Below are 10040 nucleotides of genomic sequence, written 5' to 3' on the forward strand. Positions count from 1 at the left end.
GGAACCACGATGGAACTCGCAAGCACCGAAACCGAAAACCTCGCGCAGACCCTGTCCCGCGAGATGAAGGCGCCGACCGAGATCGGCAGCAAACCCGAGTCGCACATCAAGCGCATTGCCATGCCCCCGGGCTGGAAGCTGGAAGAGCGCGACGAAGAAAAGCTGCTCGACGCCCCGCGCCGCAAGAAAGCGACCATCGAGCTCAACGATGCCGACAGCTTCGTCGACTACATCAAGCGCCACGGATCGCTCAACAGCAGCACGATCTGGTGCATCGCCAATTACAAGGCTGGCGACGTCAAGTTCACCGGCATCCTCAACGACCACGGCGAGGACAAGGACGCAGCAGCCTGGCGCGACCACAAGGCCAGCTTCTCGCCCGAGTTTTCGGAGGAGTGGAACCGCTGGGTGGGCAAGAACAAACAGCCATTCAACCAACCCGACTTCGCTTCGTTCATCGAAGAAAACCTCAAGGACATCGCCAGCGTCGACGGCAGCCCCACCGGCGCGCAGATGCTCGAAATGGCACTCACCTTCGAGGCCAACCAGGACATGCGCTTCAAAAGCGCGATCCGGCTGCAGAGCGGCGGCGTGCAGATGAGTTTCACCCAGGATGACGACGCCCAGACCATCCAGAAAATGCAGGTCTTCGACCGCTTCAGCATCGGCCTGCAGGTCTTCTGGAACGGCGACGCCTATCGCATCGACGCCCGGCTGCGCTACCGCGTACGCGACGGCAAGTTGACCTTCTGGTTTGAACTGATCCGCCAGGACAAGGTGCTCGAAGATGCCACCTCGACCCTGATCGGCCAGATCAAGGAGAAGACCGGGACCCCGTTCTTCTTCGGCAACCCGTTCGCCAACAGCTGACCAAGGGCGGCCGTCGTGAACGAACTCCTCCTCTTCGCCAGCTGCTTCATGAGCGTGTTCGCCCTCGGCTTCCAGAGCCAGAACGTCAACCAGGGGCACTACGTGGCGGCATTCCTCACCAGCTTTCTAATCGGCGCCGGCCACCTGGCGCTCTACCGGCTGATGCCGGAAGCCGGCTTTAGCGAGGTCGCCGCCTACATGCTCGGCGGCCCGTTTGGAATCACCGCCAGCATGTACGTGCATCGGCGGTATATGAAGAAGGGTGCGGCGTGAGCGGGCCACTCAATGACAGAGTGGAGGGGCGCGATGCAGCTTCATCGCGGCGCGTCCCTTCGCACGACGGGTTGTGCCCCGACGATTGAGAAACGCGATGACCGTAGCCATCCTCTTCGCACGCGCCGACAGCCACTACAAGGAACTTTCCGACGTGGACGTGTTTGATGCCGAGCGAGACGCGCGCACCTACGACGGGCCGTGGCCTGTGGTAGCGCACCCTCCTTGCCGAGCCTGGGGCCGGCTACGGGCCTTTGCAAACCCGAGGCCGGACGAAAGGAACCTCGGGCGCCTGGCTGTGGCACTGGTGCGGGAATTCGGCGGCGTGCTCGAACACCCGGCCGGCTCGACGCTTTGGGATGCGCAGAAACTACCGCGACCTGGCGAACGCGACCAGCTCGGAGGATGGACGCTGGCTGCGCCGCAGAAGTGGTGGGGCCACAAGGCAGAAAAGGCCACATGGTTTTATGTGGTCGGCTGCGCACCTGGCGAGATACCGGCGCTGCCCTACGTGATGGGCGAGGCGGCCTACGTGGTGCAGAGCCGGAAACGCGAGGACTACCGCCCGCACATAACGAAGGCAGAGCGGGAGCACACGCCCCCGGCGCTGGCGGAATGGCTGGTTGAGCTGGCCGCACGGTGCAAGGGGCATAACGCTCAAGTTGTGCGGCGCGGAGCCGCAGGCGGAGCGTCCGAACGAACGGAGGGTTAGATGACGACGTTTGACGAAGCTGAGTGTTTGAAAACGAACCCCTTCGAGGGTGATTTCGGAAGCCCTGGCGACAAGGTGCTGAAGGACAAGATTGGCACCGCGCGCAAGGGTGGAACCTGCGGCATGTGCCGGCAAGAGATTGTGCCGGGCGAGCGCGTGCGACTGCTGGCGGCTGTGTTCGACGGCTCGCTGATGAGCTACCGCTGGTGCTCGGAGTGCTGCGCTGCGATGGCGGCAAGCTGGACTGACGACGGGCGAGCATGGGAAGCCCGCGTGAGGCTCGGTGATGAGTCATCTAACGCTTGCGGTGAGCCGGGCCTTACGGAATCAGGCAAGGATTAAAGACGCTGGCGGGCCTCGGCTCGACCGGATTGTTGGACACGGACTGGAGCGAAGACATGAAACTCTACATGGTTGAAATAACCACCTACGGCGTGGTGATGGCCGAGGATGAATCACACGCGCACCAAGTGGCAGATAGCTACAAGCTCGACATCTTCAGCGACGACTGGAACCCGCGCATTGAAGTGGATGGCGCGGTGTTGAAGGTTGACGACCTGCGCCACGGATGGGACGGCGAGTGCATCCCCTACGGCGGCGACGGCAACACAAAGCTGGCCGAACTGCTGGTGCCCAACTTAAATTCTCCGACACCCCCTGTCGCATAACTCCACCCCACCCAACGGAGACCCGCGCCAATGCACACACTCGAAAAACCAAACGCGACACCGTCGCAAGTGTTGAACGGCACCCAGCCCAAGCCCAAGCTGCTGGAGCAGATGCGCGCGGTTATCCGCACCAGGCACTACAGCTACTCCACCGAGAAGACCTACCTGCACTGGGCCAAGCGCTTCATCCTGTTCCATGGCAAGCGCCACCCGGCCGAGATGGGCGCGCCCGAGGTCGAGGCATTCCTCTCCGCGCTGGCCACCGAGCGCAACGTCTCCGCCAGCACCCAGAACCAAGCCATGCACGCCATCCTGTTTCTGTACCGCGACGTGCTCCGCGTGGATCTGCCATGGCTCGACGGCATCACCCGTGCCCGAACGGCCAAGCGCCTGCCCAGCGTGCTCACCCAGCAGGAGATCGCCGCCCTGCTCGCACACGTCAGCGGCACCAACGGCCTCATCATCAAGCTGCTCTACGGCACCGGCATGCGCATCAAGGAGTGCCTGCGGCTGCGCATCAAGGACGTCGACCTCGCGCGCCGCCTCATCACCATTCGAGAAGGCAAGGGCAACAAGGACCGCGTCACCATGCTGCCGGCCAGCTTGGTTGAAGACCTGATACAGCACATCGACGAGCGGCTCCGCTGGCACAACCTCGACCTATCCACCGGCCACGCCGACGTCGAGCTGCCAGACGCCATCGCCCGCAAATACCCGCGCGCCGCGTCCGAGTGGGCATGGCAATACGTCTTCGCCGCGCCGAGCTACAGCACCGATCCGCGTAGCGGCAGCGTGCGCCGCCACCACTGGAACGAGCGCAATATCCAGCGCGCTGTAAAGGCCGCTGCTCAAGCAGCCAGAATCCACAAACTGGTGCATCCGCACACCCTACGCCACAGCTTTGCCACCCACCTGCTCGAAACCGGATCGGACATCCGCACCGTGCAGGAACTGCTCGGCCACAGCGATGTGAGCACCACCATGATCTATACCCACGTACTCAACCGGGGCGCGTGCGGCGCCACCAGCCCGCTTGACAGGATCACAGCATGAGAAAACACGGCAAGCGCAGAACCCGCTGGGTAGCCGACCCCCTCGCCTGGCAGAACACCATCGCCATGCAGCACGGCATGACCCGCGACCAGCTCGACGACCTTGGCAAGGCCATCCACACCGGCATCCTGCGCATGCGCAACGGACTCGGCATCGAGGATGACTTCTGGACCTTCGCCGCCATGGCCAACGTCAGCCTCATCCTGTGCGAACGCGACGTCGGCCCCGAATACATCGACGTCGTCTACACCCTGCAGGACGCCCTCATGGAGATCAAGGCCCGCCACGAGCGCACCGGTAAATGGGGATTCTCCGGCAGCGAAATGCAGGCCATCAACCGCGGCGCCGAACTGCACGAACAGCAGATCGCCAACGTGCCGCGCGCCGAATGCCGCGACGCCCTGTTCGAAGCGCGACGCCGGGCTGCGCAAGGCCACATCCTGGAGCGCGTGCCGGCATGACCACCCCTGCCCTCACCCGCCAGCAGCTCTGCGCGGCCCTCACCATCAGCGAGTCCACCGTCCGGCGGCTCGAACTGGACGGCATGCCCTATACTCCCGTCGGGATCAGGGCCAAGCGCTACGATCTGGAAGAGTGCAAAGCCTGGCTGCGGGAGAATCAACCATGTCAATCTGGACAGACAAGAAGGGACGCCGGCACGTCGGCATTATGGTCGACGGGCGCCGAGTTCACCGCATCCTGCCGCAAGACGCAACTGCGGGTGCTGCCAAGCAGCTAGAAGCCGACCTGCGCGCCGCGCTCGCCGTCGCCAAAACGCCGCGTATCCCCAGCGACCCGCGCCTTACCGAAGTCATCAGCCTGTACGTCGCCCACGCCGAAACCCTGCGCAGCACCAAGACCGCCCTCGACCACGCCCGCCGCATCGCGCTCTGGCTCGAAAAATACCGCGCCAGTCAGGCCCGCCAGGCTGCCGCCCACATCGTCAAGGACATGGCCGGCCACTACGCCGCCGGCACCATCAACCGCAGCCTCGGCACCCTCAAGAAAGCCCTGCGCCTCGCCTGGGAGCGCGGACTCATCCCCGTCGATTACAGCGCTCACGTCAAGCGCCTGCCCGAGAACAACGCCCGCAGCACCTACCTCAGCCTCGACCAGGTGCAGTCCATCGCCAGCCATTGCAGCACGCCGGTGCAGGCCGCCATCTGGACCGCCCTGCTCACCGGCGCTAGGCGCGGCGAAATCGTCAAACTGCGCCGCGAAGACATCGGCCGCGACAGCCTCATCATCCACGCCGGCAACACCAAGACCCTGCGCACCCGCACCGTGCCCATCGTGCCGGCCCTGCGCCCGTGGCTAAAGCACTTCCCGCTCGAAGTCGGCATCGAAGGAATCAAAAGCGCCTGGCGCCGCGCGCGCGAAGACGCCGGCATGCCCGACGTCAACTTCCACGACCTCCGCCACAGCTGCGCCAGCATCCTCATCGCCACCGGCGCCGACCTCTTCACCGTGTCCAAGATCCTCGGCCACAGCAGCGTGAAAACGACCGAGCGCTACGCGCACATGCAGATCGAACAGCAGCGCGACGCGATGCTGCGGGCGTTCAAAGCCAAATAGGGGAATGGTGGGCGGTACTGGGATCGAACCAGTGACTTCCACCGTGTGAAGGTGGCACTCTACCGCTGAGTTAACCGCCCGGATTACACCGGAAATTACACAGACCGCTCGGGAAGCCACGCCAATCAAGGAAAGCACTTGCCGTGTGAAGGCGATGCTCTACCGCTGAGCTAACTGCCCCGAAGCGGCGCGAATTAAACCACATCCCGGCGGGGAAGGTCAATTTTGGCAGCGCCTATCCAGTAAAATAGCGCCTTTTTCCATTCGGTCTTGCCATGATCCGCACCCGTTTCGCCCCCTCGCCCACCGGTTACCTGCATATCGGCGGCGCGCGCACCGCGCTGTTTTCGTGGGCGTTCGCGCGCCATCACGGCGGCCAGTTCATCCTGCGCATCGAGGACACCGACATCGAGCGCTCCACCCCCGAGGCGGTGCAGGCGATTCTCGACGGCATGGCCTGGCTGGATCTTGCGCACGACGAAGGCCCGTTCTACCAACTGGAGCGGATGTACCGCTACAAGGAAGTGATCGCGCAGATGCTGGAAAAAGGCCAGGCCTATCACTGCTATTGCAGCACCGAGGAACTCGACGCCATGCGCGAGGCGCAGCGCGCGCGCGGCGAAAAACCGCGCTACGACGGGCGCTGGCGCCCCGAGCCCGGCAAGGCGCTGCCGGTGCCGCCTTCCGGCGTGCAGCCGGTGGTGCGCTTCCGTAACCCCGCCGAGGGCACGGTGGCGTGGAAGGATCTGGTCAAAGGCACCATCGAGTTTTCCAATGCCGAGCTCGACGACCTCATCATCGCGCGCGGCGACGGCACGCCGACCTACAACTTCTGCGTGGTGGTGGACGACTGGGACATGCGGATCAGCCACGTCATCCGCGGCGACGACCACGTCAACAACACCCCGCGCCAGATCAACATCCTCAGGGCGCTCGGCGCGACGGTGCCGCAGTACGCCCACCTGTCGATGATCCTCGGCGACGACGGCACCAAGCTCTCCAAGCGCCACGGCGCGGTGTCGGTGATGCAGTATTGCGAGGACGGCTACCTGCCGGAAGCCGTGATCAACTACCTGGCACGGCTCGGCTGGTCGCACGGCGACGCCGAGATTTTCAGCCGCGAACAGTTCGTGCAGTGGTTCGACCTCGACCGCATCACGCCGTCGGCCGCGCAGTTCAATACCGAGAAGCTGCGCTGGCTCAACCAGCAGTACATCAAGGCAGCCGACGACGCGCGGCTGGCCGGACTGATGCGCCCTTTCCTGCTGCGCAACGGCGCCAATCCGGACGACGGCCCCGCCCTTGCCGCGGTGTGCGCGCTGGTCAAGGAGCGCGCAGCGACGATCGTGGAACTGGCCGACGCCGCCACGCTGTTCTATCGCACCCTGCATCCCACGCCCGAGCTGCTGGCGCAGCACGTCACCCCCGAGGTGCTGCCCGCTTTGAGCGAACTCGCCGCTCGCCTCGAAGCGCTGAACTGGGAACGCAGCGCGATCAGCGCGGCGTTCAAGGAAACGCTCGCCGCGCACGGCCTCAAGATGCCCAAGCTGGCGATGCCGGTACGCGTGCTGGTCACCGGCGAACCGCAGACGCCGGCGATCGACGCCACGCTCGAACTGATCGGCCAGGACAAGGTGGTCGCGCGCCTGAAAGCCGGGCTGCAGGCCGCACAAGCCTGATCGATTCCGCTATAATGCGCGCTGTTTTTCGCCGGCGTAGCTCAGTTGGTAGAGCAGCGCATTCGTAATGCGAAGGTCGTCAGTTCGATTCCGATCGCCGGCACCAGTTGTAAAAAACGCCGCTCTCCGAGCGGCGTTTTTGTTTGTGTCCTGGCCACTGCCTCCTGCCGGCCCGCGTCCCTGAGCCAGGCAAGGCGAAGGAAGGAAGGCCCCGGCACAGCAGGCTGATAATCCCAAGCCAGCCGGCCATGGCGAGAGCCCCTATTGTCCGCCCGGGCTGATGAGCAGCACGTCGCACGTCGCGGCGAGGGCCACATCCTTGCTCACGCTGCCCAGCAGCCAGTCCTGCAAGCCGCCGCCGTAGCCATGGCGGCCGAGAACGACCAGGTCGGCATGGTTGTCCTCGATGCACTGGCAGATTGCAGCGGGGGGAAAACCCGACTGGATCAGGCGCACGACAGCCGGGCTGTTGTCGATCGGGGCCAGCAGGGCATCCAGCTGTTTCTCGGCCTCGCTGCGCAGTTTGGCGAGCCAGCCCGTGATGTCCACCTGGTCCGACTTCGCCCTGCGCAAGCGCTGCTCGACCTCGCTGCCCAGCACGTGCAGTGTGTGCACCGGCGCGCCGCCGGCAAGCGTCAGCGCATGGGCGACCACTGCCGCCGACACCGGGGAGAAATCGACCGCCGCCAGCACCTGGCGGTAGGGTCCGTCCGCGGGATTCCTGACGATGAGCACCGGGCAGGTGGCCACCCGCAGCAGACGCGACACGGTCGATCCCAGGAACAGATCCATGAGCGTGTTTTCGCCGCGCACTCCGGCAGCCACCAGATCGGCGGACACCTCCTGCGCATAGGCGGCGATTTCGGTATGCGCCCGGCCCAGACGGGTGGCGGTGCGGACGCGGATCCCCAGCCGGCTGACCAGGCTGGCAGCCATGGCGTCGAGCCGGGTCTGCTCCGCCTGCAACAAATCCTGGTCGGTATGCTTGAATTCATCCGGGGCCAGCGTCAGGCCGGGATAAAGGTCGAGCGGGCGCACCACGTGCAGCAGATGCAGCTCGGCTTGGTGCTGTTCGGCCAGGTGCGCGGCGCGCTGCACCACCCGTTCGGAAAAATCTGAAAAATCGGTGGCGGCAACGATGTATCGGAGGCTGGGCATGGCGGGTTCCCGGAAGTTTTACGAGCAGGACCACTCATAATAGACATGCTGCGTGGATCGGGATTTCAGGCATCACGCCCGCCTGCATCCCCGTCCTCTCATTCGAGCGCTTGAGCCCTCAGAGCCAGCTTTCGATCTTCTTGCGGTCCGGCACGCCGCCGGCATGCACCACCTTGCCGTCGATCACCACGCCGGGGGTGGACATGACCCCGTAGCCGAGGATGGCCGCCATGTCGTCGACCTTTTCCAGATTGACCTGCACGCCGCGCGCCTGCGCGACTTCCTCGATGAGCTTCAGGGTGGTCTTGCAGTTGGCGCAGCCGCTGCCGAGCACTTTGATGTCTTTCATTTGCGTTCTCCTTCAGTTTGCCGGCTTGACCGCCTCGATGCTGGCCGAGGCGATGAAATCCTCGACCCCGCGGCCGGGCGCCCAGTGGCGAATGAACTCGCGGCTGGCGTCCTGGGGGGCGAGGCGGATGTCGGCGAAGCCCGCCGCCGCGAGCATCGCCGCGAGTTCGTCGACGCTCGCGGCGCCGGCCACGCAGGCGGTGTAGAGGGCGACTTCCTGCCGCATGGCCGCCGGCAGCGGCGCGGTGGTGACGATGTCGGAAATGGCGAGGCGGCCGCCGGGCTTCAGCGCCCGCCAGGCCTCGCGAAAGACCTGGGCCTTGTCCGGCGACAGGTTGATGACGCAGTTGGACATGATGGCATCGACGCTGGCGTCGGCGACCGGCAGATGCTCGATCTCGCCGAGGCGGAATTCCACGTTGGCGTAGCCGCCCATGACCGCATTGGCGCGCGCCTTGGACACCATGTCGGGGGTCATGTCGACGCCGATGACGGTGCCGTCCGGGCCGACCTGGCGCGCGGCGAGGAAGGCGTCGAAGCCTGCGCCGCTGCCGAGGTCGAGCACGGTTTCACCCAGCTTGAGCGCCGCGATGGCCTGCGGGTTGCCGCAGCCGAGCCCGAGGTTGGCGCCTTCCGGCACCGCCGCCGTCTCCTCGGCGCTGTAGCCGATGCCGCGCGACAGCAGCTCGGCGACGTCCTGATCCGACGGCGCGCAGCAGCCCGCGCTCGGCGCGCAGCAGCCGCTGGATTCGGTCCGCGCCACGGCGCCGTAGGCGGCGCGCACCTGCTGGCGGATCTGGTCGTGTTCGTTGATAGTCATGAGGACTCCTTGTTCGCGTCCGCGCCTCAGCAGCACGGTTTGCCGGAAGGCGTGGGGGTGCAGCAGGCACCGCTTTCCGCCGCCGCAATGGCGGCGAGCCGGTCGGCCGCCTGCGGAAAATGGCCAGCGTAGGCCGCATCGAACTTGGCGTCGAGCTTTTGCGCGGTTTCGTCGCGGATGTGGCGCGCGATCTCGATCACCGTGTCGATCTGCTCGCGCGACACGCCGTAGTCCTTCAGGCGCTCGATCTGGCACAGGCCCTGGCCGGGATGGTTGGCCGCGACATTGGCCGCCAGCGAAACCAGGGCGACGATGGAGGGATGCAGGTCGGTACTCATAAAACCCCTTTCAAGGCATTGAACAGCAAGCCCACGATGATGAACGCGATGCTGAGGTAGGCCGTGAACAGCGCCAGCAACGGCACCTTCGCGACTTTCTTCAGGATGATCAATTCCGGCAGCGACAACGCGGTCACCGCCATCATGAACGCCAGCACGGTGCCGATGGGCACCCCTTTTTGCAGCAGAACCTCGGCGATGGGGATGATGCCCACCGCGTCGGAATACAGAGGCACGCCGACCAGCACCGCGCCGACGACCGACAGCACGCCGCCGTCGCCGGCGATCTTCGCGACGAAATCCGCCGGCACGTAGCCATGGATGAAAGCGCCGACCCCCACCCCGATGAGGATGAATTTCCAGATACGGCCGACGATTTCCTTCACCTGGGCGACCGCATAGCCGTGCCGGGCGCGCAGCGAGGTGTCCTCTTCGATCGCGGCGGTTTCGCCCACGCGGATTTTCCACACGTAGTCCTCGATCCAGCGCTCCGGCTTGAAACGCTCCAGCACGAAGCCGCCGATCAAGGCGACGCTGAGCCCGGCG

The 10040-nt window shown here is 65.1% G+C and carries 14 protein-coding genes and 2 tRNA genes; 10 read left to right on the forward strand and 6 right to left on the reverse strand.

All coding sequences use genetic code 11. The annotated features are described in order from the left end of the window. Window positions 1–9: 9 nt before the first annotated feature. The 8 genes from BGO62_RS12935 (at window position 10) to BGO62_RS12970 (ending at window position 5151) form a co-directional block, all read left to right on the forward strand. On the forward strand, window positions 10–870 hold the full coding sequence (locus BGO62_RS12935; protein WP_296643171.1) for a DUF2303 family protein: 861 nt from the start codon (window positions 10–12) through the stop codon (window positions 868–870). A gap of 15 nt (window positions 871–885) precedes the next feature. Further along, complete coding sequence (locus BGO62_RS12940; RefSeq protein WP_296643173.1) at window positions 886–1143, forward strand: hypothetical protein; 258 nt, start codon at window positions 886–888, stop codon at window positions 1141–1143. A gap of 97 nt (window positions 1144–1240) precedes the next feature. Beyond that, window positions 1241–1855, forward strand: coding sequence for a hypothetical protein (locus tag BGO62_RS12945; RefSeq protein WP_296643176.1), 615 nt, complete (start codon window positions 1241–1243; stop codon window positions 1853–1855). After that, window positions 1856–2197: a hypothetical protein gene (locus tag BGO62_RS12950; protein WP_296643178.1), complete on the forward strand. Its 342-nt coding sequence runs from the start codon at window positions 1856–1858 to the stop codon at window positions 2195–2197. A gap of 56 nt (window positions 2198–2253) precedes the next feature. Beyond that, complete coding sequence (locus BGO62_RS12955; protein ID WP_296643181.1) at window positions 2254–2523, forward strand: hypothetical protein; 270 nt, start codon at window positions 2254–2256, stop codon at window positions 2521–2523. A gap of 111 nt (window positions 2524–2634) precedes the next feature. Next, entirely contained in the window at window positions 2635–3576 is a 942-nt protein-coding gene (locus BGO62_RS12960; protein ID WP_296643198.1) for an integron integrase, read from the forward strand. After that, window positions 3573–4037: a hypothetical protein gene (locus BGO62_RS12965; RefSeq protein ID WP_296643183.1), complete on the forward strand. Its 465-nt coding sequence runs from the start codon at window positions 3573–3575 to the stop codon at window positions 4035–4037. The genes BGO62_RS12960 and BGO62_RS12965 overlap by 4 nt, the downstream gene beginning before the upstream one ends. A 163-nt stretch (window positions 4038–4200) precedes the next feature. Then, window positions 4201–5151 (forward strand): site-specific integrase, encoded by a 951-nt coding sequence (locus tag BGO62_RS12970; protein WP_296643185.1) that lies wholly within the window; start codon window positions 4201–4203, stop codon window positions 5149–5151. Window positions 5152–5156: 5 nt separating this feature from the next. Here the strand turns inward: BGO62_RS12970 and BGO62_RS12975 are convergent. Beyond that, a tRNA-Val gene (locus BGO62_RS12975) sits at window positions 5157–5231 on the reverse strand. Window positions 5232–5426: 195 nt separating this feature from the next. On the opposite strand from BGO62_RS12975, the gene gltX reads away from it, so the two are divergent. Together gltX and BGO62_RS12985 are read left to right on the forward strand one after the other, a co-directional pair. Next, complete coding sequence (gltX, locus tag BGO62_RS12980) at window positions 5427–6830, forward strand: glutamate--tRNA ligase (RefSeq protein ID WP_296643187.1); 1404 nt, start codon at window positions 5427–5429, stop codon at window positions 6828–6830. Window positions 6831–6860: 30 nt separating this feature from the next. After that, window positions 6861–6936: transfer RNA gene (locus tag BGO62_RS12985), tRNA-Thr, on the forward strand. A gap of 155 nt (window positions 6937–7091) precedes the next feature. Here BGO62_RS12985 and BGO62_RS12990 read toward each other — a convergent pair. From BGO62_RS12990 to BGO62_RS13010, 5 genes are all read right to left on the reverse strand, one after another. Next, window positions 7092–7988 carry a universal stress protein gene (locus tag BGO62_RS12990; protein WP_296643189.1) on the reverse strand — a complete coding sequence of 299 codons (897 nt, stop codon included), beginning with the start codon at window positions 7986–7988 and terminating at the stop codon, window positions 7092–7094. 118 nt (window positions 7989–8106) lie between these two features. Further along, window positions 8107–8337 carry a thioredoxin family protein gene (locus tag BGO62_RS12995; RefSeq protein ID WP_296643191.1) on the reverse strand — a complete coding sequence of 77 codons (231 nt, stop codon included), beginning with the start codon at window positions 8335–8337 and terminating at the stop codon, window positions 8107–8109. A gap of 12 nt (window positions 8338–8349) precedes the next feature. After that, window positions 8350–9156 carry an arsenite methyltransferase gene (locus BGO62_RS13000; RefSeq protein WP_296643193.1) on the reverse strand — a complete coding sequence of 269 codons (807 nt, stop codon included), beginning with the start codon at window positions 9154–9156 and terminating at the stop codon, window positions 8350–8352. Between the two features lie 26 nt (window positions 9157–9182). Beyond that, window positions 9183–9494, reverse strand: a complete 312-nt coding sequence (locus tag BGO62_RS13005; RefSeq protein ID WP_296640097.1) for a hypothetical protein — start codon at window positions 9492–9494, stop codon at window positions 9183–9185. After that, on the reverse strand, window positions 9491–10040 hold a 550-nt coding region (locus BGO62_RS13010), incomplete at its 5' end, for a permease (RefSeq protein ID WP_296643195.1). The genes BGO62_RS13010 and BGO62_RS13005, both read right to left, overlap by 4 nt.

The organism is Thiobacillus sp. 65-1402 (assembly GCF_001897685.1).
In the GTDB taxonomy this organism is placed as follows: Bacteria; Pseudomonadota; Gammaproteobacteria; order Burkholderiales; family Thiobacillaceae; genus Thiobacillus.

Bases quoted from the DNA above. Each gene is read 5' to 3' on its own strand.
- BGO62_RS12935 (WP_296643171.1), top strand. From the start codon at position 10: ATGGAACTCGCAAGCACCGAAACCGAAAACCTCGCGCAGACCCTGTCC.
- BGO62_RS12945 (WP_296643176.1), top strand. From the start codon at position 1,241: ATGACCGTAGCCATCCTCTTCGCACGCGCCGACAGCCACTACAAGGAA.
- BGO62_RS12950 (WP_296643178.1), top strand. From the start codon at position 1,856: ATGACGACGTTTGACGAAGCTGAGTGTTTGAAAACGAACCCCTTCGAG.
- BGO62_RS12955 (WP_296643181.1), top strand. From the start codon at position 2,254: ATGAAACTCTACATGGTTGAAATAACCACCTACGGCGTGGTGATGGCC.
- BGO62_RS12960 (WP_296643198.1), top strand. From the start codon at position 2,635: ATGCGCGCGGTTATCCGCACCAGGCACTACAGCTACTCCACCGAGAAG.
- BGO62_RS12965 (WP_296643183.1), top strand. From the start codon at position 3,573: ATGAGAAAACACGGCAAGCGCAGAACCCGCTGGGTAGCCGACCCCCTC.
- BGO62_RS12970 (WP_296643185.1), top strand. From the start codon at position 4,201: ATGTCAATCTGGACAGACAAGAAGGGACGCCGGCACGTCGGCATTATG.
- gltX (WP_296643187.1), top strand. From the start codon at position 5,427: ATGATCCGCACCCGTTTCGCCCCCTCGCCCACCGGTTACCTGCATATC.
- BGO62_RS12990 (WP_296643189.1), bottom strand. From the start codon at position 7,988: ATGCCCAGCCTCCGATACATCGTTGCCGCCACCGATTTTTCAGATTTT.
- BGO62_RS12995 (WP_296643191.1), bottom strand. From the start codon at position 8,337: ATGAAAGACATCAAAGTGCTCGGCAGCGGCTGCGCCAACTGCAAGACC.
- BGO62_RS13000 (WP_296643193.1), bottom strand. From the start codon at position 9,156: ATGACTATCAACGAACACGACCAGATCCGCCAGCAGGTGCGCGCCGCC.
- BGO62_RS13005 (WP_296640097.1), bottom strand. From the start codon at position 9,494: ATGAGTACCGACCTGCATCCCTCCATCGTCGCCCTGGTTTCGCTGGCG.